Origin of the sequence: Actinomadura coerulea (assembly GCF_014208105.1) — a bacterium.
In the GTDB taxonomy this organism is placed as follows: Bacteria; Actinomycetota; Actinomycetes; order Streptosporangiales; family Streptosporangiaceae; genus Spirillospora; species Spirillospora coerulea.
Map to the genome: position 1 here is coordinate 6,780,498 of NZ_JACHMQ010000001.1, position 24,389 is coordinate 6,804,886.

Sequence of the window (24,389 nt, forward strand, 5' to 3'; positions counted from 1 at the left end):
GGGTGCCCGGTACGTCCGCGGGTGTGCGTTCTGTCAGCGGGCGGTCGTAGGGTCGGCGCATGTCGCGGCGGCGTTTCGATCAGGCCATGCAGCTCATGCGGACCAGGGAGCCGCGGGTCCGGGAGGACGCGTTCGACTTCCTGCGCGAGCACGCCGACGCCTACACCGGCGAGCTGATCGCGGAGTTCGCGGCGGAGCGGGACGACCCCGGCCTGCGCTGCTGGCTGCTCGAACTGATCGCCGAGGCCCGGTCGCCGGAGGCCCTGGAGGTGTTCCGCGGCGAACTGGAGAGCTCCGACGAGTCGCTGCGGTTCTGGGCGGTCCGCGGTCTGGAGATGCTCGACACCCGGGAGGCCGAGGAGGTCCTCGACCAGGCGCAGGGCGCGGGCTGGATCTCCTAGCGCCGCGGCCGCGCCGCGGGCGGCGCGGGGGCCGTGCCCCCGCGCCGCCCGGCGGTCACTTCGTCCGCGACCGGATGCTCTCGATGATCCGCGGGCGCATCTCGGCGGCGCGGATGACGGCGTCGACCGAGCCGACCTCGACCGCGCGGCGGATGTCGTGCACGCGGTCGAACTCCGCGGCCACCTCGCCGAGCTTCTCCGTGCGGACCGTCGCGCGCAGCTCGTCCAGCTCCGCGGTCAGCGCGGCACGGCCGGGCCCCGAGGACGCCGCGACGCGGCCCTCCAGGTCCCGCACCCGCGGGTCGGCGGCCGTCCGGGCGTTGACGTCGGCGGCGAACACCACCGCGGCGGCCGGGGCGCCGCCGAGCACCGACGCGAACGAGCCCTCCAGCGCCAGCACGGTCATGTTCGGGTTCAGCGCCTTGGAGAACACCACGAACGCGCCGCCGTGGTACCGGGAGATCACGCAGAACACGATCGGGCCGCGGAAGTTGACGATCGCCCGGCCGATCTCGGCCCCGTACTCCAGCTGGAGCTGGCGCATCGACTCCGGCGAGCCGTCGAAGCCCGACAGGTTCGCCAGCACCACCAGCGGCCGGTTGCCGCTGGCCGCGTTGATCGCCCGCGCGGCCTTCTTGGACGACTTCGGGAACAGCGTGCCGGCGGTGTAGGCGTCCGGGCCGTCGGTGGGCGGGAAGCCGCGCCGCGGCACCGACTGCGACTCGATGCCGAGCAGGCACACCGGCATGCCGCCGAGGTGCACGTCCTGCACCACCGCGGTCTCGGCGTCGGCCATGCCCGCCCAGCGCTCCAGCACCGGGTGGTCCTGGTCGGACAGCGCCCGCATCACGGTCCGGATGTCGAACGGCTTCTTGCGGTCCGGGTTCGCCTCGGGAGAGAAGATCTCGCCGACCGTGGTGAACTCGCTGCCCTCCAGGACGTGCGGGAAGGCCGAGACGTCCCGGTCGACGGGGTCGGTCGTGCCGGCGCTGCGCGGCCCCGGCTCACCGGGCGCGACGTAGGTGTGGTCGTAGTGCGACATCAGGACGTCCCGCGCGGCGACGAGGTTCGGCGCCCAGTACTGCGCCTGCCCGTTCGGGCCCATCACCCGGTCGTAGCCGCCGATGCCGAAGTTGTCCTCGGCCGAGACGCCGCCGGAGAAGTCGAGCGCCTGCTTGCCGGTGAGCACCATCGCCGAGTCCGGCGTCATGATCAGCACGCCCTTGGTGTGCATGAGCATCGTCGCCTCGGCGTTCCAGTACGGCTGGGCGCCGACGTTGATGCCCGCGACGACGACGTTGATCTCGCCGCCGTCCTGGGTGAACTCGACGATCCGCTTGAGCGCCGCGGCCACCCAGTCCATGTTCTCCGTGCCCGACTCCATGGAGATCCGGGCGCCCGAGGACAGCGCGTACCACTCCAGCGGCACCCGCATCCGCTCGGCGAGGTCCAGCGCGGCGATCACGCGGCGGCACTCGGCCTCCGACAGCGCGCCGAGCGACTTGGTCGGGTCGCCGAGGAGCACGACCCGGGTGACGCCCTGCGGGTGCCGCCGGGTCCGCTTGGTGACGACGCCCGCGACGATCGCCGCGGTGTTGCGCCCCTTCGGCCGGTCCACCGGGACCAGGACGTTCGCGTCGTCGAGGTCGTGCTCGACGAAGTCGCCGAGCAGGCCGGTCAGCTCGTACGGGTACACGGTGTTGCGGCTGCTCGCCCGCAGCACCTTCTGCCGGTAGCCGTCGAGCGGCTCGACCGGCGCGTCCGACGGCGCGCCGACGGTCAGCCGGGTGCCGCCCGCGGCGTCGAAGGAGACCCGCACGGCGATCTTGACCGGCTCGCCCGTCCGCGGGTCGCGCTGCCGCGCGATGAGCAGGACCTCCTCCAGCCCGGCGCCCGCCGCCGCCGGCAGCATGCGGCCCGCCAGCCGCTGCAGCTCGGCGCGGGTGAGGTCGCTCGTCGGCCAGACGTAGATCACGATGCGGTTGGTGGGGAACCGCTTCTTGGACGGCCGCCGCGCCTGCGCCCTGCGGATCGAGTCCAGGCAGGTGGCGAGGGTGTACTCGGCCGTCGGCAGCGAGCGCAGCCTCCCGTCGCCGTCGCGCAGCGCGGTCAGGTCCCGCACCTGCGCGAACGCGACGAGCCGGTCGTCGGACGGGTTGTCGCGCGCCACGCACTGGAAGAGGTAGACCTCCTCGTCCGAGGACGGCAGCCGGGTGAGGTCGAACTTGTGCAGCCGCTCCATCTGCATCCGCCGCGCGATGAACGGGTGCAGGCCGCGGATCAGCCGATCCTCGGCCATGCCTCCTGTGGGGGGACGACTCCCCACACCCCCCGGATCGCTCCGCTCATCCGTCCCGCCGCCCTCCGCCGGGCGGAACGTGAAGTGGTGGTGCATCACCGCGCCGCTGCTGCCCGCGACCGTCGCGGTGATCCTGCGGACCCGCGGCGGCAGCGGGTGCGCGTTGACGACCTCCTGCAGCGCGGCGGCCATCGCGTCGAAGTCCTCGGGCTGCCGCTCCCAGGACAGGTAGATGTCGGCGTCGACGTCGTCGCCGCCGTCCGCCAGCTCCGCGAGCCCGCGCAGCGCGGCGCCGAGCGCGTCGAAGCGCACCGCCGAGGAGACCAGGCGCGAGCCCGCGTGCTCGGCGACCACGAACGAGCAGCCGCCCGCCTCCCGGGTGTGCAGGCCGGTGAGGCCCTTGTTCCCGTAGTACCGCCGGGTGAGCACCTCCAGCATCACCGCGTTGCCGCCGTTGCCGCGCGCGAGCCGCTGGCCGAGCAGCCGCACCAGCGGCTCGGTGCTGCGCACCATCTCGGCGATGAGCTCCTCGCGCTCCGGCGCGTCCGGGTGCGCGTCCAGGTGCCGCAGGTTGCGGCGGACGCGGGCGTAGACGGCGGCGCGGTTGCGGCGCAGCAGCGGCTGGGCGAACCAGGCGAACACCACGCCGCACGCCAGGTCGTAGACCACCGGGTACCGGACCTGCGTCGCGGCCACCAGCCGCTCCAGCGCGAGGCCGGCGGACTCGCGCAGCGCCTCCTCCGGCGGCGGCTCGCCCAGCCACTCGCGCAGCAGCGTCGCGACGACCGAGGCGTCGGCGGACGCCCGCTGCTGCGCCAGGAAGATCCGGAACACCGCCGCCTCGAGCTCGGGGGTGCGCTCCAGGTCGGTGACGCCGTAGTGGCCGAGCGCCTTGGCGAGCTTGGCCTGGAACGCCTGCGGCAGCCCGGCCCGCTCGACGTCGAGGCTCTGCAGGTAGGTGTGGAAGTACTCGCGGGGGCTGTGCACGTGGCCGCCGTCGGTGCCGTCGCCGCCCGCCGGCCGGTTGCGGCCCAGCTCGGCGAGGTCGGCGAACACGTCGATGAGCCCGAGCTCCTCGGCCACCGGCCGGTGCCCCTCCGCGGCGGCGGCGCGGCGCGCGGCGAGGTAGCCGTCCAGGGCCCGGCGCTCGTCGTGCGGGTCGACGTCGAAGCCGAGCAGCAGGCTGCGCAGGTCCTCCTGGCCGCGCGCGGCGCGCTCGCGCGCCGGGACGGCCTCGGGCGCGGCGGGCAGGTCCAGCTCGACGGCCCCGGACGCCGCGACGTCCGCGACCTCGGCCTCGTCGGCGAGCGGCTCCAGCCGCAGCAGCGGCGCCCCCGTCTCCACCTGGCTGCCGACGGAGACGACGCACTCCTTCAGCCGCGCCTTGAACGGCGCCCGCAGCACCGTCTCCATCTTCATGCTCTCCAGGACCAGCACCGGCGCGCCCGCCTCGACCTCGGCGCCGACCTCCAGGGGCGTGGCGACGACCAGCGCGGGCGCGGGCGAGCGGACGACGCCGCCCTCGTCGCGGCTGACCCGGTGCGCCACGCCGTCCACCTCGACGAAGTGGACCGGGCCGTGGGTGCCGGTGAGCAGGCGGTACCGGGAGCCGTTGACGGTGATCTGGCCGAGGTGCCGGTCGAAGCGCTCCAGCTCGACGTCGGCGGTGCGGACCTCGCCGCCCGCCTCGACGGCGACGCGGAACCGGTCCGCGCCGACCCGGGCCACCCGCACCCGGTAGCCGGCGCCGCGCAACTTGAGGTCCAGCGGCCGGCCGCTCTCGTGCCGCGCCTGCGGGCGCCCGCCGGACGCCGTCGACAGCAGCCGCCGCCGCTCGGCGCCCTCCGCCTCCTCGTAGGCCTCGATGGCGGCGGCCGCGAGCGCGACGGCGGAGTGCCGGTGGGTGACGAGGCCGCCGTCGGCGCGGACGCGGTCGATCCAGCCGGTGTCGGCGCTCGCGTCGATCACCTCGGGCCGGTCGAGCAGGTCGAGCACGAAGCTCTTGTTCGTCGCGCCGCCCTCGATGATCACCGTGGTCTGGGTCATCGCGCGGCGCAGCCGGCCGAGCGCCTCGTCGCGGTCGCGGCCGTAGGCGATGATCTTGGCGATCATCGAGTCGAAGTCGGCGGGGATCGTGTCGCCCTCGCTGACGCCGGTGTCCACCCGGATGCCCGGCCCGGCGGGCAGGTCCAGGCGGGCGATGCGGCCCGGCGAGGGCGCGAAGTCGCGGTCGGGGTCCTCGGCGTTCAGCCGCGCCTCGACCGCGTGCCCGCGCTCCGCCGGCGGCGCGCCTTCGAGCCGTCCGCCGGAGGCCACGTGCAGCTGCGCCTTGACCAGGTCGAACCCGGTGGTGGACTCGGTGATCGGGTGCTCGACCTGGAGGCGGGTGTTGACCTCCAGGAACGCGAACATGCGGTCGCCGGGGTGGTAGAGGAACTCGACGGTCGCCGCGCCGCGGTACCCGACCGCGACGGCGAGCCGCTCGGCCGACGCCTTCAGCTCGGCGGTCTGCTCGGCGCCGAGCACCGGCGACGCCGACTCCTCGATGACCTTCTGGTTGCGGCGCTGCACCGAGCAGTCGCGCACGCCGAGCGCCCACGCGCTCTCGCCGTCGGCGATCACCTGGACCTCGACGTGCCGGGCGCCGGTGACCAGGCGCTCCAGGAACACGACGCCGCTGCCGAACGCCCGCGCCGCCTCCTGGCTGGTGCGCTCGTAGGCGTCGGCCAGCTCGGCCTCGCTGGTGATCACTCGAATGCCGCGCCCGCCGCCGCCCGCGGTCGCCTTGAGCATCAGCGGGTAGCCGATCCGCGCCGCCGCCGCGATCGCCTCGTCCAGGGTCTCGACCGCGCCGCGGCTCCACGGCGCGACCGGCACGCCGACCTCCTCGGCGATCAGCTTCGCGCCGATCTTGTCGCCGAGCCGGCGCATGGCCTCCGCGCTCGGCCCGACGAAGGCCACCCCGATCCGGTCGCACAGCTCCGCGAACGCCGGGTCCTCGGCGACGAAGCCCCAGCCGACCCACGCGGCGTCGGCGCCGGTCTCCACCAGCGCGCGCTCCAGGACCTCCAGGTCCAGGTACGGCCGGGCGGACGCGGGACCGAGGTCGTAGGCCAGGTCCGCCTCGCGGACGAAGGTGGCCGTCCGGTCGACATCGGTGTACAGGGCGACGGTCTCGATCCGCGTCCCGCTCTCCGCGGCGATGTCCCGTACGGCGTGGATGAGCCGCATGGCGGCCTCACCCCGGTTCACGATGGCGACACGACTGAACACCCGACCGAGCCCTCCTGTTGGACGATGCGCGCTGCCCGACGGTGCGCGCTGCCTGACGATGTGCGGCGCCGGGACACGGTGCACCCGGACACACTCACCTTTCCGCCCGAAGGGCGAAGGCGCCATGCCGCCGACAACGCACGCTGCGCCGCCGTAGTTGTAGGAAACCTGCAAAACCGGTCGCCCACGCCGCACGCGCGAAAGGATCAGGATACGGAAACCGGCTCCGGTTCCCGGTGAGGCTCGGAGCGGGCCGGACGGCTGCCGAAGCCGGACAGGGTCGCCTCCAGCAGCGGAAGCGCCCGGCCCGCCCTCTTCGCGCGGATGACCACGTCCCAGGCCGGCTCGAACTTCTTCCATCCCCCGGCGTAGGCGACGTGCCGGGTCTTGCCGCGCAGCGTCGGCTTGGTGGCGGCGCCGCGCAGGATCGAACCCCAGCGGTAGAAGTCGCGGTAGGCGCGCCAGTAGCCGTCCTCAAGCTGCTGGGCGGTCATCTTGGCGGGCTTGAAGACGACCGTGCGGGTGTCGTACCGGTCCCACTCGGAGTGCAGGAGGCGGTCGGCCTTGGCCATGCGGTCGTAGAGGCGCGTGCCCGGATACGGGGTCAGGATGTGGAAGGTGGCCGTCTCGATCCCCTGGCCGATCGCCCACTCGACGGTGCGGTCGAACACCGACGGGTCGTCCTCGTCCATCCCGAACACGAAACTGCCGTTGACCATCACGCCGTTGTCGCGCAGCCGGCGGACGACCGCGCCGTAGTCGCGGTCGATGTTCTGCCACTTGCGCTGCTCGGTGAGGTTCCCGGCGTTGACGGTCTCGAAGCCGACGAACAGGCTCCGCAGCCCCGACTCGACGGCCTTCTCCAGGAGCCCGGGGTTCAGCACCGCCTTGACCGTCCCGGCCGCCTGCCAGAGCCGTCCCATCCCGCGCATCCCGTCGAACAGGGCGGACGCGAACCGGGCGTTGCCGAACAGGTGGTCGTCCAGGAAGTACAGGTGCCGCCCCGGCAGCCGGTCGATCTCGGCGAGCGCCGCGTCGACCGTCTGGGTGTAGAACGACTTGCCGCCCTCGAAGAACGCCTCCTTGTAGCAGAAGTCGCACACGTGGGGGCAGCCGCGCGACACCACGATCGAGTTCGGGACGAGGTAGCGCTCGCGGGCGATGAGGTCGCGGCGGACGGGCGGCAGCGCCGCGAGCGTCCGCTCGGAGGAGTCGTAGCGGGCCGCCGGGCGCCCGGCGCGCAGGTCGGCGAGGAAGCGGGGCCAGGTGTCCTCGCCGGGCCCGCAGAAGATCGTGTCGGCGTGCCGGGCCGCCTCGTCCGGGAGCGAGGTGACGTGCAGCCCGCCCAGGCAGACGCGGACGCCCCGGGCGCGGTAGAGGTCGGCGAGCTCGTAGGCCCGCCGCGCGGAGGTGATGTAGACCTGGATCACCACGAGGTCGGGCTCGTCGGAGGTGTCGACCTTCTGCACGTGCTCGTCGGTCACCGTCACCTCGTCGTCCGGGTCGAGGTATCCGGCGAGCGTGGCCAGCCCGAGCGGCGGGAACAGCGAGTACTTGATCGGACGGAAGAAGGGCGAGGTCGCCTCGGTCAGGGCCGGGAGGATCATCTTCACGCGCATGCCTCATTGGACGCCGCGCCGCCGCGCCGGTGGCGTCCGCCGTGTGCGGATCGTGTGGAGATCGTGTGCGGACGCAGCCCCCGGGGTCAGGGCGAGGGTGACGGCCACCGAGGCGGCGGCCGTGATCGCCATGGCGGCGGTGGGCGCCGCCGCCTGGACCACCCCGCCCGCCGGCGCCGCGCCGACGCCCTGCACCTCCATGTTCGGCAAGCTCGGCATTCCCGACGACGGCGACGGCAACCGCCGCGTCCTCGCCGTCCTCGCCTACCTGAACAGAACCTGGTCCGGACCTCCGGCGGTCGTCAGCAGGTCACTGCCGGGGCAGTTCATGCTCCTGGTCCTGCTCCCGCTGCTGGTCCTTGGCGGTCTCGGCCGAGGCGCCGGTGAGGTGGTGCAGCGTCCCCGTGATGTCCAGGAGCCGGTCGAGCTGCGCGCTCCGGCCCGTCAGCGAGAGGTGGACGCCGGCCGCGGACGTCCGGCGGCGCACCATCAGCAGCGCGGCCAGGCCGGCCGAGTCGCACACGCCCATCCCGCCGCAGGCGAGCTCCAGGTCGCGGACGTCCGGGTTGTCCTCCATCTGCGTCCGGACGGTGGCCACCAGCCCGTCGGCGGTGGAGAAGTCCAGATCACCCTCGATCTCGATCCGCAGCGCGCGCGTCCCGGAGAGGGTGGCGACCACGCGCAGCGGAGTATCGGGAACAAAGGCGGTCATGCGGTCCTTCCTTCGGAGCGGCTCACCTTGCCCGGAACGGCGTCGGCGGCGTCCGGCAGCGGCTGCCGGAGGGTGTCGCGGGCGCGGGACAGCAGGTCCGCGGCCCGGGGATAGTCGACGAGCTGCTCGGCCAGCAGGTCCAGGCCCGGCAGCAGGCTCCGGGCGGGCACGCCGCGCGCGGAGAGGATGCCCGCCGTCCAGCCGATGAAGCCGGTGAACAGATCGGGGTCGTCCACGTAGAGGGCGGTCCCGAGGAAGTCGACGATGTGGGCGATGTCCTCGGCGGTGTGGCGGAGCTGCTGGTCGGTGTAGTCCGCCATCGCCGGGAAGCGCTTCGGCAGCTCGGTCATCACGTGCCGCACGAGCCCGCGCGCGGTCCGGCTGATCTGCGTGTACTCCTGGTCGGCCAGGTGCGGCAGGTCGTCGAGGACCTGGTGGACGGGCGGCGGCTTGCGGAGCGGCCCCTCCGCCAGCCGGTCGGCGGCGGAGCGGGCGTCGGCGGCCCAGCCGTCGGCGCCGAGCAGCGCGGCGTACCGGCCGTCCGGCCCGTACGCGGCGCCGCCCACCAGGACGGGGGTACCGGTCGCCTGGCACGCGGTGATGGCGGCGTGCGCGGACGGCAGCCGGGTGGCGATCGAGGAGGACAGCGCCACCACGGCCGGGTTCGTCCGGTGCACGTGGGCGATCAGGTGCGGGGTCGGCACCTGGGCGCCGAGGTAGTCGACCTGCCAGCCGCGCAGCCGCAGCACCTCGGCCAGGATCCGCGCGGGCAGCGCGTGCCACTCGCCGTCGATGCACGCGACCGCCACCCGGCCGCGCGGCGCCCCGCGGCGCCGCGCCGGCGACTCGCGGACGGCCGGGTGGTGCGCCAGCGCCGCGATGGTCCGCTCGTTGATGGCCGTCGCGGTGTGCTCCTGCGCGACGGTGAGCCGGTTCGCCGCCCACTCCCGGCCCACCCGGGCCTGAAGCGGCGCGATGATCTCCAGCAGGACGGTCTCGGCGTCGGCTCCCCGCTCCAGCGCGGTCGTGACGGCGTCGGCGGCGGCGTACTCGTCTCCGGCGATGACGGCGTCCCAGAGTCCGTCCGCCCACGCGTCGGCCCCGAGGGGAGGCGGCCGGTGCCGTGCGGTTCCGGTCACGCCGTGAACCTCCCCGGTCCCTGCCCCCCTACGGCGCTCAGGTGGAAGCGCCGGGGAGCGGTGATGGCGACCACCGCCATGTCGTCGTGCTTGCCGGTGCCCACCCATTCGGCGGCGAGCATGTGCACCCGTTCCACGAGCGCCTCCGGGGGCATGCCGCCGCAGCGGGAGAGCTCGGCGCCCAGCCGCTCGTCGCCGAACATCTCGTCGCCCAGCGGGCCGCCGAAGGCCTCGGTGATGCCGTCGGTGTAGAGCAGGCACGTGTCGCCCGGCTCCAGCAGCACGGTGGCGGACTTGGACGTGATCTTGTCCAGCACGCCGATCAGCGACCCGCCGGTCTCGGGGGTCTCGACCTCGCCGCCGGCCCGCACGATCAGCGGGCGGGTGTGGCCCGCGCTCGTGAGGCGCAGCCGCACGTGGCCGCCCTCCCGCCGGATCGAGGCCAGTACGAGGGTCACGAAGCGGGTTGACTCGCTGCTCAGCAGCGTCCCGTTCAGCAGCTCCAGCACCCGCTTGTGGTCGTCGGCCAGCGGCAGCAGCGCCTGCAGCGTGTTGCGGATCTTGCCGGTGAGCACGGCGGCCTCCAGGCCCTTGCCGCACACGTCGCCCAGCACGACCAGCGACTCCTGCTCCGCGTCGGGGCTGTCGGCCGCCGGGTGCAGATCGTAGAAGTCGCCTCCGACGCGCTCCCCGGCGCCCGACGGCCGGTAGCGGGCCGCCAGTTCCACCTCGTCGAGGTGCTGGGTGCGCGGCGGAAGCAGCTCGCGCATCAGCGTCTCGGTGATGGACGCCTGCTCGGCGTAAACGCGGGCGGACGACATCGCCGCGCCGGCCCGGGCCGAGAACAGGCGCGCGATCATCTCCTCGCCCTCGGAGAAGGCGCGCCGCCCGCCGCGCCGGAGCAGCACCAGCGCCCCAGCGGGCACGCCGTGCCCCGGCAGCGCGGTCACCACCATCGCGGAGAGGTCGCCGAGGTCGGTGCGGATGATCCAGGGCGGCGCGACCGTCGGGTCCAGCCAGCGTGACGGCATCGGCGGGAAGCCCTGCATCGCCTCCACGAGCCCCGGGACCTCCGAGGGGTCCACCACGAGCTGCTGATGGTCCACCTGGCCGTCCGGGCCGCAGTAGGAGACGGGGTAGGCGCGTCCGGAACCGGGCGCGATCACCAGTGCGGCGTCGGCGAGGTGCCGCGCCGCCAGCCGGACGGTCACCTCCATGCACCGTTCCAGGTTCAGCGACGCCAGCAGCTGGCCGGACGCCTCCGCCAGGAAGGCCGTCCGTTCCCGTTCGTCGGCGAGCTCCCGCTCCAGCCGTCGGTGCTCGGTGACGTCGAACAGCCACCACACCGTCCCCGCCGGGCGGCTCGGCGGGGACCCGGGATCGTCGTGGGCCTCGTCGGGCACGCCGTGGGCCTCGTAGGCGCGGTCGCCGATCGAGCCGTGGGCGACCGGCCGCGCCGTGCCGGGGTGCGACACCTGGACCGCGGTCGCCTCGGGGAGGGGGTCGATGGTCAGGGCGTGGTGCGCCTCGGCCAGCCAAGGGGGTGCCGCCTCGTCCAGGGGGACGCCCGCATTCATGCCGAGCAGCAGGCGCGCCGCGTCGTTGAGCCGCGTGACGGTACCGCTCGGACTCACGGCGAGCGCGGGGTACGGGCCGGGCCCCAGCGCCGGATCGAGAACGCGCCGAGTGCCGTCGATGCCTTGAGTCAGTTCCATCACGTCGCAGCCTGCGGCGGGACCACTTCCTTCCTGGGAGGAGCCGCCAAACGAGGATCTTGTCCTCGCCTCCACCCTAACCACAACAAGACAGTTGCCGAAAGGCAAAGATTCGTTCCACCTCGTCCGCGGGCGGTGGCTGACCAGGGGAAGAGCAGGTCAGCGGCGTGGTCGGGCCTCGTGACCGGTGCCTCAGGAATGTCCTCCGCGTTCCGGGGTAGCCCGGCCCAACGGGAGGTTGAATCTGGTGATGGACGCGGTGCAGGACGGAAACTCTACGTCGCTTCGACTGTGGCACGACCCTCAGGACAGGCTCCGAATGCGCGTCGAGAACCGCGACACCTGCATTCTTGTCAGTGTGGAAGGCGAAATCGACTACCTCACGGCCGACGCCTTCCGGGAACATGTTCTTTCTCACTTGTCGGGCGCATGGCGGATCGTCCTGGACCTCCAGGAAGTGAGGTTCTGTGACTCGTCCGGCCTGGGGGCGCTGGTGGGTCTCTGGAAGACCGTCACGGTCCGGCGGGGCAGGCTGGTCATCAGCCGTCCGAGCCCGGTGTGCCGCCGGATCCTGCAACGCACCGGCCTCGACGCGCACATGGTCATCAGCCCCACGCTGCGGCACGCCTTCGCGAACATCGCAGGCGACCTGGGCGGCGCGCGGCCTTCGCCCCTGGTTCCCGAGGCGCGCCAGAACGCCTCCTGAAAAAGGAACCGGCGGGTCGGGCGGGGCGCATATCTCGATCTGGACACATCCCTGTCGGGGCGGGTAGGGATGCCGCGCCTGCCGTCGGCCAAGACGTACCAGATGTGGTGGCTCGGCCCGGCGGCGGGCCTTTCCGCATCCGGCCGTGTTCGGCGGGCGCGTGCGCCCCGTGCTAACTTGGCCATGTGACCAACTTGGCCGGTCGACCAAATTCACCGCGCGGCGACCGCCGGCGGCGGGAGCTGGTGGACGCCGGGACGGCGCTGCTGAGCCTGGAGGGCTGGCCGGGCGTCTCCACCCGGGCGGTGGCCGAGCGCGCCGGCACCAACCCGGGCTTGATCCACTACCACTTCGGCGGGCTGGCCGGACTGCACGCGGCGATCTTCCGGCACGCCGTGGACCTGATCGTCGGGCCCATGGTCGCCGAGCTCCTGGCGGCGCCGGACGAGCGCGCGGCGCTGGAGGCGATGCGCGGTCTGCTGGTGCCGGCCCCGGCCGGCGAGCCGGGGTCCCGGCTGGCCGCCGAGCTCATCGTCGGCGCGATGCGCGACCCCGCCCTCGGCGCCGTGCTGCGCGAGGAGCTCCGGCTGGCCCGGGAGCGGATCGCGGACCGTCTCGCGGCGCTGCACCCGGACTGGCCGCGGGGCCGCCTGTCCGGGGCGGCCACCCTGATCACCGCGGCGATCGACGGGGTGATGCTGCACTACATGATCGACGGCGAGCTCCCGGTCGGCGACGCGCTGTCCGCGGCCGCCGACCTGCTGGAGGGCCGCTCGTAAGGGCGCCCCGGCACCCGCCGCCCCGCGTCCCCGACCTCGTGGAGGAGCGAACATGGAGATCATCGACAGGCCCGCCCCGCCGACCGGACTGCGCCGCCTGCTGTGGCGGCTGCCCATCCGGCTGTACCGCCTGGGTCTCGGGCCGCTGCTGGGGCGCCGCGTCATGCTGCTCACGCACACCGGCCGCGTCTCCGGCCTGCCGCGCCAGGCCGTCATCGAGGTCGTGCAGAAGGACGCGGACGGCTGCGTGGCGGCCTCCGGCTTCGGCCCCCGCGCGGACTGGTACCGCAACATCATGGCGAACCCGGACGTCACCCTCCAGATCGGCGGCGAGCGCGTCCAGGCGACGGCGGCCCCCGTCCCGACCGCCGAGGGCGGGGAGATCATGGCCCGGTACGCCCCCCGCCACCCGGCGGCCGCGCGGCGGCTGTGCAAGCTGATGGGCTTCGCCGTCGACGGCGGCGTCGAGGACTACCGCCAGGTGGGCCATCACATCCCCTTCGTGCGCTTCACGCCGCGCCCCCCGTCCCGGACGGCCTGACCCGGCGGCGCAGCGCGCCGTAGGTCCGCAGGATCGCGGGGACGAGCGCGTACACCACGGTGGGCACGACGACGCCGGTCACCACGAGCGTCCGGAGCGGCAGCGAGAGCGAGCCGAGGAGAGGGCCCAGCAGCATCTGCGTGGCCGTGATCATCAAGTACACGGCCAGCCAGGTGAACACGGCGCGCAGGTGGATCGACGGTGCGGCGACGGCGGGGGCCGGGGTGCGGACGGATGGCATGGCGTCTCCTCGTGGTCCGGTAAAACCAACTTGAGAGTTGGAGTTTGCCACAGGCGCCCGCCAATTCCAACCCGATAGTTGGAGTCTGCTGTATCCTCGGGTCATGGCATGGGACACCGCGAGAACCAGACGGCTCATCCTGGACGCCGCGGTCGGCGAGTTCGCCGCCCACGGGCCCGAGGCGGCCCGCATGGACCGGATCGCCGCCGCCGCCGGGGTGAACAAGGAGCGGATCTACTCCTACTTCGGCAACAAGCGGCAGATGTTCGCGATCGTGCTGACCACGGAACTGGAGCGCCTGGCCGAGGCCGTGCCGCTGGACGAGAAGGCGGCCTCCGACCTGGGCGAGTACGCCGGGCAGGTCTTCGACTACCACCGCGCGCACCCGCACTTCGTCCGGCTGCTGCACTGGGAGGGCCTCCACCTCGCCGACGAGGGGCCGGTGGCGGCCGAGGCCGAGCGGACCGCGCACTACGCCGAGAAGATCGCCGCCCTGGCCAGGGCGCAGGAGTCGGGGCATCTGGACCCCCGGCCGGCGCCCCGGGAACTGCTGTACTCCGTCATCGTCCTGGCCGGCTGGTGGTTCGCCACCCCGCAGCTCCGGCGGATGCTGATGCCCGACCTCGACCGCGACCCGGACGGCCAGCGCGCCGCGCTCGTCCGCCTCGTCCGCCGTCTCAGCGACCCCGCGAACTGACCCCCCGCGCGCCCCCGGTCACGAGTCGGGGGTCACCAGGCCCGTCCGGTAGGCGATGACGACCAGCTGCGCGCGGTCGCGCGCCCCGAGCTTCGCCATCGTGCGGCTGACGTGGGTGCGGGCGGTGGCCGGGCTGATGAACAGTTCGGCGCCGATCTCCTGGTTGCTCAGCCCCCGCCCGATGAGGGCCAGCACCTCCCGCTCGCGGTCGGTGAGCGGAGCGAGCCGGTCCCGGGCGTTCGCGGACGCCGTGTGCCACGCGGTGAACTTACCGATGAGGCGCCTGGTGATGCGCGGCGCGAGCAGCGCCTCGCCGGCGGCGACCACCCGGATGGCGTGCAGGAGCTCCGCCGGTCCGGCGTCCTTGAGCAGGAAGCCGCTGGCGCCGGCCTGCAGCGCCTCGAACACGTAGGCCTCGGTGTCGTAGGTGGTGAGGATGAGGATCCGGACGTCCTCCAGCCCGCGCGTCCCGGTGATCTGTGCCGTGGCCTGGATGCCGTCCAGCCTCGGCATGCGGATGTCCATGAGGACGACGTCGGGGCGGGTGGCGCGGGCCAGCTCGACCGCCCGGGCGCCGTCGGTCGCCTCCGCGACCACGGCGATGTCGTCCTCGACGTCGATGAGCAGCCTGAACCCGGACCGCACGAGCCCCTCGTCGTCGGCGAGCAGCACCCTGATCGGCGCCGTGGACGGATCGCTCACGGCGCCGCCTCCCGGAGGGGCCCGGTCGGGGCGAGGGGCAGCCGGGCCGTCACCTGGAACCCGCCGCCCGCGGTGGGGCCGGCGTCGAACTCGCCGCCGAGCAGGCGGCAGCGCTCGCGCATGCCCAGGATCCCGTGGCCGGAGCCGCCGGGGGCGGTCGCGCCGTCCGCGGCGCCGTGCCCGGCACGGCGGCCCTCGTCGGTCACGCGGATCTCCAGGGCGTCGTTCCCGGGAGTCAGCGCGACCGTCACGCGGGTGGGGCCGACGTGGCGGATCACGTTGGTGACCGACTCCTGGAGGATCCGGTAGGCGGCGCTGCCCACCGCGCTCGGCAGCGGCGTCTCGGGCGGAGACGCCTCCAGCGTGACGTCGAGTCCCGCTTCGCGCGCCTTCGCGGTGAGTTCGCCGATCTGGTCCAGGCCGGGGTGCGGGGCGCGCCCGTCGCCCTCGTCGCGCAGGACGCCGAGGACGGCGCGCATCTCCCGCAGCGCCCGCGAACTGGTCTGCTCGATGGTCCGCAGCGCTTCGCGCGCCTGTTCCGGACGCTTGTCGAGCACGTGCGCGGTGACCCCGGACTGCACGTTGATGATGGCCACCGCGTGGGCGACGGTGTCGTGGACCTCGCGGGCGATCCGGAGCCGCTCGGCGTCCACGCGTGCGCGAGCCGTCTCCTCCCGGGTCCGTTCGGCCAGTTCGGCGCGCTTCACGGCGTCGGCCGCGATGACCCGGCGGGACCGGACGGACTCGCCGAGGGCCGCGCTCATGACCGACGCGCCGATGCGGAAGAACACCCAGCCGATGGCGGCGCGCGGTTCGATGTCGGCCGCCGTGTACAGCCACACGGCGGCCAGCACGCCGATCCCCGTCCCAGCGATCACCAGGGAGCGGCGTCCGTCGCCGTAGGCCGCGAGGGTGTAGAGGGAGACGAACAGCGCGAGCCAGCCGGGCCCGTCCGGGAAGCCGATCCCGTAGTACACCAGGCTGGAGAGCGCGGTGACCGCGAACACGGGCACCGGCCACCGGCGGCGGACGGCCACGGCGAGGCCGCTCACGACCAGCAGCGCGTAGCCGAGGTTTCCCAGGTCGGAGAGCGGACGGGTCGCCCCTTCGGCGGCGACCCGGGCGACCGTTCCCTGCACCTGCATCACGGTGACGAAGAGCGCGAGCAGCGTGTCGTGCGTCACCGCACGTGGGGAGAACGTCCCGGTACGGCGTTCCATGCCGGAATCCTACTGTCGCGGCGCGCGAAAGCTCCTGCGCACAGGGGCGTGACCTGCTCCTCCGCCAGGTGTAGCGGGCTCCGGCGCGGCGTACGCCCAGACGCGTAGACGCCGCCGTCGCCCGGCAGACGCGGCGGCGGCCCCGCCGGCGCGACGATCGCCGCCATGAGCGATCACTCTGTGCCCCCTCCACCCCCCTCGCCCCCCGTCCGCCGACCGGACGGCGCCCTCGCGGCGCTGGCCCGCCTCTGCCATCGGCGCCGCCGCCTGGTGCTCCTCGCCTGGCTGGTCGGCGTGGTCGCCGTGGCGTTCGCCGGCTTCGGCTTCGGCGCCGCGCCCGACAACGACTTCTCCGGCGGAGACTCCGGATCCGCCAAGGCCCAGACGCTGATCGAGAAGCACTTCCCCGAGCGGCGCGGCGACACCCTGACCCTCGCGATCAAGGCGACCGGGGGAATCGACGACCCCGCCGCCCGGCGGCGGATCGAGAAGGTCATCGCCGAGCTGGACGCCTCACCCGTGACCGGGCCGGTGACCTCGCCCTACCAGGACGGGAGCCTGGTGACGCGCGACCGCCGCATCGCCCGGACGACCATCCCGCTGACCGAGGAGGCGGCGAAGAAGACCGACGTCAAACCCCTGGTGGACGCGGTCAAGGGCGCCTCGGGCGACGGCGTGACCCTGGGGCTCGGCGGCGAGCGGGCGGAGAAGGCCGAGACGCCCCCGCAGGGCCCGGCCGAGGGCGTGGGCCTGCTGACCGCGGCGGTGATCCTGTTCATCTCCTTCGGGTCGCTCGTCGCGATGGGCCTGCCGATCGCGACGGCGCTGACGGCGATCCTCGGCGGCCTGGCCCTGATCAAGCTGGTGGGGCACCTCGTCCCGGCGCCGGACTTCACGATGCTCGTCGCCGTCCTGGTCGGGCTCGGCATCGGCATCGACTACGCGCTGTTCATCGTGACCCGCTACCGGGAGGCCCTGCGGGACGGAGACGACCCCGAGAACGCCACGGTCAAGGCCATCGCCACCGCCGGACACGCCGTGCTGTTCGCCGGCACGACCGTGGTGATCGCGCTGCTCGGACTGGTCGTCATGGGGCAGCGGCTGATGACCGGCGTGGCCGTCGCCGCGTCGGTGACCGTTCTGGTCACGATGATCGCCGCGGTGACCCTGCTGCCGGCGCTCCTCGGCGTCACCGGCCGCCGGATCGACTCGCTGCGGCTGCCGCGCCGCGCGCCGCGACCGCGCACCGGCGAGCGCCGTCCCCCCGCCGAGCGCTGGGCCGCCGTGGTGCAGCGCAGGCCGCTGGTCGCGGCGGTCCTGGCCGGGACGGGCCTGCTGGTGCTCGCCGCCCCCGTGCTGTCGATGCGGCTGAGCCTGCCCGACGCCAGCGTCCAGCCGCGCGACCGGAGCAGCCACACCTCCTACACGATCCTCTCCGAGGGCTTCGGGCCCGGCTACGGCGCGCCCCTGATCTTCGCGACGCGGATCGGGTCCGCGGACGCGGATCTGCGTCCGGTGGTCGACGCGGTCGGGCGGACCGAGGGCATCGCCTCCGTCACGCCGCCCCAGGTCAGCAGGGACGGGCGGGCGGTCACGTTCATGGCCTTCCCGAAGAGCGGCGCCCAGGACGAGGCCACCGCCGACCTCGTGCACCGGCTGCGCGACGACGTCCTGCCCGGGGCACCGGGCGGCGGTGGAGTCCAGGTGGGCGGCCCGAACGCCGGCGCGATCGACTTCGCCGAGGACGTCGGCTCCCGCCTGCCCCTGATGATCGGGGTCGTCGTCGCCCTCTCCCTGGTCCTGCTGGTCGCTCTGGTCCGGTCGGTCACGATCGCGCTGCAGGCCGCGGTGATGAACCTGCTGTCGATCGGCGCCGCCTACGGCGTGCTGGTCGCGGTCGTCCAGTGGGGATGGCTCGGTTCGGCCCTCGGCTTCCCCACCACCATGCCGATCACGACCTGGGTCCCGATGATGATGTTCCCGCTGCTGTTCGGCCTGTCCATGGACTACGAGGTCTTCCTGATCTCGCGGGTCCGGGAGGAGTACGTGCGCACCGGCGACACCCGGACGGCCGTCACCCGCGGGCTGGCGAGCACCGCCAAGGTCATCACCGCCGCGGCCGCCATCATGATCGCCGTCTTCTCGACGTCGCTGCTCGGCCCCGACGTGTCGGTCAAGCAGATCGGCCTCGGTATGGCCGTCGCCGTCCTCGTCGACGCCACCATCGTCCGGATGATCCTCGTCCCGGCGGTGATGGAGCTGTGCGGCAGGGCCAACTGGTGGATGCCGGGCCGCCGGACACCCGCCTACGCTGGAGAAACCCCGCGCCAGGAGGCCGGCCCTCAGGAGACGTCCGGCAGAATGTGGGCGGGACGGAGGTGACCGCGTGTCCGCACTCGGAGGATCGCTCGAACGCTCCATCATGGACGTGCTGTGGGCGGCGCCCCGCCCGCTGCGGGTCCGCGAGCTGATGGCCGAGCTGAACGAGGACGCGGACAAGGCGCTGGCCTACAACACCGTGCAGACCGTGGCCGAACGCCTGGCGCAGAAGGGCCTCCTCCGGCGTACGCAGGAGGGCACGGCCTTCCGCTACAGCCCCACGCGGCCGCGGGAGGAGTACACGGTCGAGCTGATGCTGGACGCCCTGAGCGAGGCCGCCGACCACGGCGCCATCCTGGCGAGGTTCGCCGAGAGCGTCCCGCCGGAGGACGCCCGGCACCTCCTGGACGCCCTGCGTCGGCGGACCGCGGACGAGGACGCGTGATCCCGCTGGTGGCGGCCCTGGTCGTCGCGGTGGTCCTGCTGGGGTGCGCGGCGGGGCCGGTCCTCGACCTCCTCAGGCGCGCGGCCGTCGGCCCGGGGGCGGCCATCGCCTGCTGGACGGCCGCCCTCGCCGGGACGTTCATCGCCGCGGCGGGGATCGCGGCGGCGGGGCTGCTCGCGCCGCCGGGACCCGGTCACGGGCTCCTGTCCCGGCTGCGCGACTGCCTTCCCCACCACGGCCGTCTCGCCACCGCCGCCGCGGCCGTCGCGACCGCCGTCCTCGCCGCGGCCTGCGCGGCCGTGCTCGCCCGCGGCCTGCCGAGGCTCGGCCGGGCCGTGCGCCACCGCCGCCGGCACCGGGAGATGCTGCGGCTCGTCGCCCGCGAGGACCGCCGCCACCCGGACGTCCTCGTCCTCGACCACCCCGTCCCCGTCGCGTACTCGCTGCCGTCCCGGCACCGCGCGATCGTGGTCAGCACCGGGGCCCAGCAGGCGCTCAGCGCCGAGGAGCTCGGCGCCGTCCTGGCGCACGAGCGGGCGCATCTGCGCCAGCGCCACCACGTGCTCCTGCTGGCCCTGGACCTGGTCCACGCCATGCTGCCGTGGCTGCCGACCGTCCGGCGCGCGAGGGCGCGGCTGCCGCTGCTGCTGGAGATGGCCGCGGACGACGCCGCGGTCCGCGTCCACGGGAGCGGGCCGCTGGTCGACGCGCTGTGCCGGCTCTCGGCGGCGCCCGCCGGCGCGGGGGCGCTCGGCGCGGCGGGCACGCCGGCCGCCGGGGCGCTGATGGAGCGGGTGCTGCGGTTGGAGGGCGCTCCGGCGAGGCCGCGCCGCGCCGTCCGGCTCGCGGCCGGCCTCTTCGCGGTGGCGGCGGTCGCCGCGCCGCTCCTGACCGGTGCCGCGGCGGTCGCCGAACTCGCCGCGACGTGCTGAGCCCGGCCCTGCGGAGGCGGTATGTGGCTTTTGGGGAAATCCTCCGCTCCGGTGGCGAACCGACCGTAAACCTCCTACGCTCCGTAGGAGGTCACGGTCCGACGTCCCCGCCGGGGACGGCCGGCGACCGCGCCGAATCCCGCGGACGGCTCCGTCCGGGGAACCGGGGACCCGATCTTCAGGGGTGAATCCGTCCCGCGGGACGGTAGGGCGACTCCGGCCCGAACCCGTCAGCTGACCCGGTAGGCGGTACAGGAGAGGACACCGCATGCAGCGACGAGCTGCCGGTACCCGAACGACAGCCCGCCGCAGGATCCGCACCGGCACGGCATGGACGGCCGCCCTCGCGCTGTCCGCCGGCCTTCTCGCGCCCGCGCCCGCCCACGCCGAGCCCAAGCCGACGCGCAAGCAACTGACCGCGCAGCAGGAGAAGCTCGCCGACGAGGCCGAGAAGCTCAGCGAGCAGTACAACGGCCTGCGCGAGCGCCTCAAGCAGGCCGAGCACGCCGCGAAGCTCGCCAAGAGCAGCGCCCTGCGCCAGCAGAAGGCCCTGGACGAGGCGCGCGAGCGCATGGCGAAGATCGCGGCCGACAGCTACAAGAACGGCCCGGCGGACCCGGCCATCACCTTCGCCTCGTCCTCCGACCCGCAGGCCGTCCTGGACCAGTCGGCCACCCTCAACTACTTCGCCAAGCAGAACGACGTCCGCATCACGCAGATGCTCCAGGTGATGCAGGGCGCCGACCGGTCCCGCAAGGCCGCCGAGCAGCGCGCCGCCCAGGTGCGCGCGCTCACCGGCGAGGCGAGGAAGAAGCGCCGGGAACTCCAGATCAAGCTCAAGAAGGTCGAGAAGCAGCTCGGCACCTTCAAGACCGCCGGTACGCGGCCCGGCTCGATCCCCAACATCAACTCCGGCGGGGCCTCGGCCAAGGCCATGACGGCCGTCCGGGCCGCCCTGGCCCAGCAGGGCGTGCCCTACTCCTGGGGTGGCGGCAACGCCTCCGGCCCGAGCTACGGCACCGCGCAGGGCGCCAACATCAAGGGCTTCGACTGCTCCGGCCTGACCCTGTACGCCTACGCGCAGGTCGGCATCACCCTCGGCCACTACACCGGCAGCCAGTACAACGCCGGGACCCACGTGAGCATGAGCCAGCTCAAGCCCGGCGACCTGGTGTTCTTCCACAGCGACCTGCACCACATGGGCATGTACATCGGCAACGGCAACATGGTCCACGCGCCGCAGACCGGCGACGTCGTCAAGATCGCGCCGATCGCCGGCCGCCCCTTCGCCGGCGGAGTCCGGGTCGCCTGACCCTCGATGGCACCTGGCCTGGTGACCGAGCGGTGACCGCCGGTCACCCGTCGCTACCCTGGTATCCGAGATGAGAACGCACGTCGGCGGCCTCCCCGCGGGGGACGGCGCGAACGCGGAACGGCGGGTGGGACGCCCTGGGCGCCGGGGCGTCCTCCACCCGGCGTCCGGCCTGCCCGTGCTCTCCGGCCTACTCGTGCTCTCCGGCCTACTCGTGCTCCTCGGCCTGCTGGCGATGCACGGCTTCCAGGCCACGTCGGGCCCGGCGGAGATGAGCGGCGTTCCGCTGGCGTCCATGACCGCCGGGCACGCGGCCCCCGTCACCGAGGCGGTGACGGGGCACCGCCCGCCCCAGGACGACCGGCCCGGCGGCCATCACTCCGACCGCCACCCGGACCATCCCGGCGGCCAGGTCTGCCTGGCCATGCTGACCATGCTCGCGCTCGCGCTCATCGCGGCCCTCCTCGCGCTGCGCCTGCGGAGGTCGCCGCCGGCGGCCGTGTCGAGGCCGGCGCGGGTGCGGATCCCGCCGGTCGGACGGCCGCCGCCGAGACCGTCCCTGCACGAGCTGAGCGTGCTGAGGCTGTGACAGGTCCAGCGGCGCCCGGAAACGGGCGCCGCCGCCGACCACCGATCACAGCACTCGACACGGAAGGCCCACCACCATGAAGCGAGCGTTCGCGCTCATCACCGTCCCGGCCCTGGCGATCGCCCTGGCCGCGTGCGGCGACGGCGACGACAACGGCGCCTCGACCGGCCACTCGATGCCCGCTCACTCCATGCCCGCCCACTCCATGCCCGCCCACTCGGCGTCTCCGGGCGGCGCCCAGGCCGGACCGCACAACGGCCAGGACGTCATGTTCGCGCAGATGATGATCCCGCATCACCGGCAGGCGGTCGAGATGGCCGGCCTCGCCGCCGCCCGCGCCTCGTCCGCGCAGGTGAAGACGCTGGCCGCCGACATCGAGAAGGCGCAGGAACCGGAGATCCAGCAGCTCAGCGCGTGGCTGAAGGGCTGGGGCGCCCCGGTTCCCTCGCCTGGCGCGACCGGCATGGGCGGCATGCACCACGGCGGCACGGGCGGCATGGACGGGATGATGAGCGAGAAGGACATGAAGGAACTGGAGGCCGCCAAGGGCAAGGCGTTCGACAGGGCGTTCCTGGAGATGATGATCGAGCACCACGAGGGCGCCGTGGCGATGGCCAGGACCGAGCAGTCCTCCGGGCAGTTCCCCCCGGCCAAGCAGATGGCCGGGAGCATCGTCTCCTCGCAGACCGCCGAGATCGAGAAGATGCGGACCCTGCTGAAGCGGTAGAGACCGACGAGCACAGGCGGGCGGGGCCACGGCCCCGCCCGCCTCCGGCGCGCCCCGCGACCAGGGCGGGCGGGTCAGGGCGGGCGGATCAGGCCGCGCCGGGTGGCGGCGGCGACCGCGGCCGTGCGGGAGTCGACGCCGAGCTTGGCGTAGAGGTGCACCAGATGCGTCTTGACCGTGGTCTCGCTGAGGAACAGCCGCCTGCTGATCTGGCGGTTCGACGGCCCCTCGGCGACCAGCCGCAGCACCTCCAGCTCGCGGGCGGTCGGCGTCGCGGTGGGGGAGCGCATGCGGCCGAGGAGCCGTGAGGCGACGCTCGGGGCGAGCGCGCTGTCTCCGGCGGCGGCCGACCGGATCGCGGTGAACAGCCTGTCCGGGGGCGCGTCCTTCAGCAGGTAGCCGGTGGCGCCGGCCTCGATGGCGGCGAGGATGTCGGAGTCGGTGTCGAACGTGGTCAGCACGAGGACGCGCGGCGCGCCCGCCCCCGCGGCGGTGATCTGCCGGGTGGCCTCGCTGCCGTGCATCCCGGCGCCGAGCTGCAGGTCCATCAGCACGACGTCGGGGGAGAGGCGGCGCGCCTCCTCGACCCCCTCCCGCCCCGTCGCCGCCTCACCGACCAGCGCGAAGCCGGGCTGGTCGGCGAGCATGGCGCGGATCCCGGAGCGGACCACGGGATGGTCGTCCACCAGCAGGATGCGGATCGGCCCGCTCACCGCCGCTCCTCGCTGCCGGGCAGCGGCAGGGTCGCCACCACGGCCGTCCCCTCCCGGGGAGCCGACTCGACGGTGAGCGCGCCGCCCAGCGCGCGGGCGCGGTCGCGCATCGCCCGCAGCCCGTAGCCGGTGCCCGCCCCGCTCTCCGGCGGGCGCCCGCCGACCGAAGCGGGGTCGAAGCCGCGCCCGTCGTCGAAGACGTCCAGCACCACCATGTCGTCAAGATAGGTCAGGGTGACCCCGACGTTCTCGGCGCCGGAGTGGCCGGCGGCGTTGCCCAGAGCGCCCTGGGCGATGCGCAGCAGCGCGACCTCGTGGTCGACCGGGAGCTCGGCGGGGGACCCGGACACCTGGAAGCGGATCCGGGCGGCCGAACGCGCGTCCGCCGACTCGGTGATCCGGCGCAGGGCGTCCGGCAGGGAGGACCGCTGCAGGGCGGGCGGGACCAGCTCCCGCACGAAGTTGCGGGCCTCCTCCAGGTTCTCCGCGGCGGCCTGCTCGGCCTCCGCCAGCCGCCCCACCGCGGCGTCGCGGTCGCTGTCGAGGTCGCGGCGGGCGGCGCGCAGCAGCAGGATGATGCTGGACATCCCCTGGGCGAGCGTGTCGTGGATCTCGCGGGCCAGGCGCTCGCGCTCGGTGAGCCGCGCCGCGCCGGCCTCCGCCCGCAGGAGCCTCTCGCGGGTCCTGACCAGGTCCTCGATGAGCAGGCGGCGCTGCTCGCTCTCCCGGTAGAGCGCCTGGTAGGCGAGGGCCATGAGGGTGGCGACCGAGGCGCCGACGCTCGGGCCCAGCACCTCCGCCAGCGTGACCCCGCCGCCGTGCCAGGCCACCGCCCCGATCGCCGCGGCCGTCAGCAGCGCCACACCGGGCAGCGCGGCGGGCAGCGGCAGCAGGTGCAGGTAGAGGAAGAACAGCGGGAAGGCCAGCCAGACGAAGTCGGGGGAGGACATGGCCAGACCGGCCCAGGCCGCGGTGAGGAGCGCGAGCCACAGCCGGGCGGGCAGCGGGCGCGGGCGCCGGTCGTGCCGGGCCCAGACCACCCCGCCGGTGTAGAGGGCCCCGAGGGCGAGGCCGCCCGCGGCGATTCCCGCCCGCGCGTCGTGCAGCGTGCGGACCAGGGCGATCGCGAGCAGTACCAGGAAGGTGCCGTGCACGGCCCAGCCGAGCAACCGCATCGCGGGCGAGAACAGATCGTTCGGCATTTCTCACTCACAGTAGGCGACGGACGCCCGGGGCCGCATCGATCGAAAGGTTGAGGCCCCGGCGTCCGGAGGAAGGCGATCCGCCCGTCCCGGCGCACGATGTGCC

Annotated in this window: 22 protein-coding genes and 1 riboswitch; of the genes, 11 read left to right on the top strand and 11 right to left on the bottom strand. The window is 74.0% G+C overall.

Translation table 11 applies throughout. The annotated features are described in order from the left end of the window. Nucleotides 1–59 precede the first annotated feature (59 nt). Nucleotides 60–401 carry a HEAT repeat domain-containing protein gene (locus BKA00_RS31470; protein WP_185031222.1) on the top strand — a complete coding sequence of 114 codons (342 nt, stop codon included), beginning with the start codon at nt 60–62 and terminating at the stop codon, nt 399–401. A gap of 55 nt (nt 402–456) precedes the next feature. Here BKA00_RS31470 and BKA00_RS31475 read toward each other — a convergent pair whose 3' ends face one another. The 6 genes from BKA00_RS31475 to BKA00_RS31500 form a co-directional block, all read right to left on the bottom strand. Next, a complete protein-coding gene (locus tag BKA00_RS31475) occupies nt 457–5,973 on the bottom strand; it encodes an ATP-binding protein (RefSeq protein WP_185031224.1) in 5,517 nt (1,838 codons plus the stop codon). 206 nt (nt 5,974–6,179) lie between these two features. Beyond that, nucleotides 6,180–7,592 (bottom strand): B12-binding domain-containing radical SAM protein, encoded by a 1,413-nt coding sequence (locus BKA00_RS31480; RefSeq protein WP_185031226.1) that lies wholly within the window; start codon nt 7,590–7,592, stop codon nt 6,180–6,182. A 3-nt stretch (nt 7,593–7,595) separates the two neighbouring features. Then, nucleotides 7,596–7,793: a hypothetical protein gene (locus tag BKA00_RS31485; protein ID WP_185031228.1), complete on the bottom strand. Its 198-nt coding sequence runs from the start codon at nt 7,791–7,793 to the stop codon at nt 7,596–7,598. A 109-nt stretch (nt 7,794–7,902) separates the two neighbouring features. Further along, nucleotides 7,903–8,304 carry an STAS domain-containing protein gene (locus BKA00_RS31490; RefSeq protein WP_185031231.1) on the bottom strand — a complete coding sequence of 134 codons (402 nt, stop codon included), beginning with the start codon at nt 8,302–8,304 and terminating at the stop codon, nt 7,903–7,905. Then, on the bottom strand, nt 8,301–9,443 hold the full coding sequence (locus tag BKA00_RS31495) for a cobalamin B12-binding domain-containing protein (protein ID WP_230299054.1): 1,143 nt from the start codon (nt 9,441–9,443) through the stop codon (nt 8,301–8,303). Before BKA00_RS31495 ends, BKA00_RS31490 begins: the two co-directional genes overlap by 4 nt. Further along, nucleotides 9,440–11,158 (bottom strand): PP2C family protein-serine/threonine phosphatase, encoded by a 1,719-nt coding sequence (locus BKA00_RS31500; RefSeq protein ID WP_185031235.1) that lies wholly within the window; start codon nt 11,156–11,158, stop codon nt 9,440–9,442. The genes BKA00_RS31495 and BKA00_RS31500 overlap by 4 nt, the downstream gene beginning before the upstream one ends. Nucleotides 11,159–11,408: 250 nt before the next feature. On the opposite strand from BKA00_RS31500, the gene BKA00_RS31505 reads away from it, so the two are divergent. The 3 genes from BKA00_RS31505 to BKA00_RS31515 all read left to right on the top strand — a co-directional run bounded on the left by BKA00_RS31505 (nt 11,409) and on the right by BKA00_RS31515 (nt 13,184). Further along, complete coding sequence (locus tag BKA00_RS31505) at nt 11,409–11,864, top strand: STAS domain-containing protein (RefSeq protein ID WP_185031237.1); 456 nt, start codon at nt 11,409–11,411, stop codon at nt 11,862–11,864. Nucleotides 11,865–12,049: 185 nt separating this feature from the next. Further along, the gene (locus tag BKA00_RS31510; RefSeq protein ID WP_185031239.1) at nt 12,050–12,643 is read left to right on the top strand and encodes a TetR family transcriptional regulator; all 594 of its coding nucleotides are present in this window, start codon (nt 12,050–12,052) and stop codon (nt 12,641–12,643) included. Between the two features lie 52 nt (nt 12,644–12,695). Next, complete coding sequence (locus BKA00_RS31515; RefSeq protein WP_185031241.1) at nt 12,696–13,184, top strand: nitroreductase family deazaflavin-dependent oxidoreductase; 489 nt, start codon at nt 12,696–12,698, stop codon at nt 13,182–13,184. On the opposite strand, the gene BKA00_RS31520 is transcribed toward BKA00_RS31515, so the two are convergent. After that, the gene (locus BKA00_RS31520) at nt 13,153–13,425 is read right to left on the bottom strand and encodes a hypothetical protein (RefSeq protein ID WP_185031243.1); all 273 of its coding nucleotides are present in this window, start codon (nt 13,423–13,425) and stop codon (nt 13,153–13,155) included. The genes BKA00_RS31515 and BKA00_RS31520 overlap by 32 nt on opposite strands. Before the next feature lie 103 nt (nt 13,426–13,528). Here BKA00_RS31520 and BKA00_RS31525 point away from each other — a divergent pair, with 103 nt between their 5' ends. After that, nucleotides 13,529–14,122: a TetR/AcrR family transcriptional regulator gene (locus BKA00_RS31525; protein ID WP_185031245.1), complete on the top strand. Its 594-nt coding sequence runs from the start codon at nt 13,529–13,531 to the stop codon at nt 14,120–14,122. Between the two features lie 18 nt (nt 14,123–14,140). Here the strand turns inward: BKA00_RS31525 and BKA00_RS31530 are convergent, their stop codons facing one another. Together BKA00_RS31530 and BKA00_RS31535 are read right to left on the bottom strand one after the other, a co-directional pair. Continuing rightward, a complete protein-coding gene (locus BKA00_RS31530; protein WP_185031247.1) occupies nt 14,141–14,824 on the bottom strand; it encodes a response regulator transcription factor in 684 nt (227 codons plus the stop codon). Then, nucleotides 14,821–16,044: a sensor histidine kinase gene (locus tag BKA00_RS31535; RefSeq protein ID WP_185031249.1), complete on the bottom strand. Its 1,224-nt coding sequence runs from the start codon at nt 16,042–16,044 to the stop codon at nt 14,821–14,823. Before BKA00_RS31535 ends, BKA00_RS31530 begins: the two co-directional genes overlap by 4 nt. Before the next feature lie 165 nt (nt 16,045–16,209). Between BKA00_RS31535 and BKA00_RS31540 the strand changes: the two genes are divergently transcribed. From BKA00_RS31540 to BKA00_RS31565, 6 genes are all read left to right on the top strand, one after another. Then, a complete protein-coding gene (locus tag BKA00_RS31540; protein ID WP_185031251.1) occupies nt 16,210–18,426 on the top strand; it encodes an MMPL family transporter in 2,217 nt (738 codons plus the stop codon). Between the two features lie 4 nt (nt 18,427–18,430). After that, nucleotides 18,431–18,808, top strand: coding sequence for a BlaI/MecI/CopY family transcriptional regulator (locus BKA00_RS31545; protein WP_221493373.1), 378 nt, complete (start codon nt 18,431–18,433; stop codon nt 18,806–18,808). After that, a complete protein-coding gene (locus BKA00_RS31550) occupies nt 18,805–19,740 on the top strand; it encodes a M56 family metallopeptidase (RefSeq protein WP_185031252.1) in 936 nt (311 codons plus the stop codon). Before BKA00_RS31545 ends, BKA00_RS31550 begins: the two co-directional genes overlap by 4 nt. Nucleotides 19,741–19,860: 120 nt before the next feature. Next, nucleotides 19,861–20,005, top strand: a riboswitch (cyclic di-AMP (ydaO/yuaA leader). A gap of 3 nt (nt 20,006–20,008) precedes the next feature. Further along, on the top strand, nt 20,009–21,052 hold the full coding sequence (locus tag BKA00_RS31555; RefSeq protein ID WP_185031254.1) for an NlpC/P60 family protein: 1,044 nt from the start codon (nt 20,009–20,011) through the stop codon (nt 21,050–21,052). A 70-nt stretch (nt 21,053–21,122) separates the two neighbouring features. Next, nucleotides 21,123–21,641 carry a DUF6153 family protein gene (locus BKA00_RS31560; RefSeq protein ID WP_185031256.1) on the top strand — a complete coding sequence of 173 codons (519 nt, stop codon included), beginning with the start codon at nt 21,123–21,125 and terminating at the stop codon, nt 21,639–21,641. A 76-nt stretch (nt 21,642–21,717) separates the two neighbouring features. After that, a complete protein-coding gene (locus tag BKA00_RS31565) occupies nt 21,718–22,368 on the top strand; it encodes a DUF305 domain-containing protein (protein ID WP_185031258.1) in 651 nt (216 codons plus the stop codon). 74 nt (nt 22,369–22,442) lie between these two features. Here the strand turns inward: BKA00_RS31565 and BKA00_RS31570 are convergent, their stop codons facing one another. Together BKA00_RS31570 and BKA00_RS31575 are read right to left on the bottom strand one after the other, a co-directional pair. Continuing rightward, a complete protein-coding gene (locus BKA00_RS31570) occupies nt 22,443–23,081 on the bottom strand; it encodes a response regulator (RefSeq protein ID WP_185031260.1) in 639 nt (212 codons plus the stop codon). Continuing rightward, nucleotides 23,078–24,283, bottom strand: coding sequence for a sensor histidine kinase (locus BKA00_RS31575; RefSeq protein WP_185031262.1), 1,206 nt, complete (start codon nt 24,281–24,283; stop codon nt 23,078–23,080). The genes BKA00_RS31570 and BKA00_RS31575 overlap by 4 nt, the downstream gene beginning before the upstream one ends. Nucleotides 24,284–24,389: the final 106 nt, after the last annotated feature.

What these genes read in the sequence shown, in the direction of transcription:
- BKA00_RS31470 (WP_185031222.1), top strand. Translation starts at nt 60, where the DNA reads ATGTCGCGGCGGCGTTTCGATCAGGCCATGCAGCTCATGCGGACCAGG.
- BKA00_RS31480 (WP_185031226.1), bottom strand. Translation starts at nt 7,592, where the DNA reads ATGCGCGTGAAGATGATCCTCCCGGCCCTGACCGAGGCGACCTCGCCC.
- BKA00_RS31485 (WP_185031228.1), bottom strand. Translation starts at nt 7,793, where the DNA reads ATGGAGGTGCAGGGCGTCGGCGCGGCGCCGGCGGGCGGGGTGGTCCAG.
- BKA00_RS31490 (WP_185031231.1), bottom strand. Translation starts at nt 8,304, where the DNA reads ATGACCGCCTTTGTTCCCGATACTCCGCTGCGCGTGGTCGCCACCCTC.
- BKA00_RS31500 (WP_185031235.1), bottom strand. Translation starts at nt 11,158, where the DNA reads ATGGAACTGACTCAAGGCATCGACGGCACTCGGCGCGTTCTCGATCCG.
- BKA00_RS31505 (WP_185031237.1), top strand. Translation starts at nt 11,409, where the DNA reads ATGGACGCGGTGCAGGACGGAAACTCTACGTCGCTTCGACTGTGGCAC.
- BKA00_RS31515 (WP_185031241.1), top strand. Translation starts at nt 12,696, where the DNA reads ATGGAGATCATCGACAGGCCCGCCCCGCCGACCGGACTGCGCCGCCTG.
- BKA00_RS31520 (WP_185031243.1), bottom strand. Translation starts at nt 13,425, where the DNA reads ATGCCATCCGTCCGCACCCCGGCCCCCGCCGTCGCCGCACCGTCGATC.
- BKA00_RS31525 (WP_185031245.1), top strand. Translation starts at nt 13,529, where the DNA reads ATGGCATGGGACACCGCGAGAACCAGACGGCTCATCCTGGACGCCGCG.
- BKA00_RS31535 (WP_185031249.1), bottom strand. Translation starts at nt 16,044, where the DNA reads ATGGAACGCCGTACCGGGACGTTCTCCCCACGTGCGGTGACGCACGAC.
- BKA00_RS31540 (WP_185031251.1), top strand. Translation starts at nt 16,210, where the DNA reads ATGAGCGATCACTCTGTGCCCCCTCCACCCCCCTCGCCCCCCGTCCGC.
- BKA00_RS31555 (WP_185031254.1), top strand. Translation starts at nt 20,009, where the DNA reads ATGCAGCGACGAGCTGCCGGTACCCGAACGACAGCCCGCCGCAGGATC.
- BKA00_RS31560 (WP_185031256.1), top strand. Translation starts at nt 21,123, where the DNA reads ATGAGAACGCACGTCGGCGGCCTCCCCGCGGGGGACGGCGCGAACGCG.
- BKA00_RS31565 (WP_185031258.1), top strand. Translation starts at nt 21,718, where the DNA reads ATGAAGCGAGCGTTCGCGCTCATCACCGTCCCGGCCCTGGCGATCGCC.
- BKA00_RS31575 (WP_185031262.1), bottom strand. Translation starts at nt 24,283, where the DNA reads ATGCCGAACGATCTGTTCTCGCCCGCGATGCGGTTGCTCGGCTGGGCC.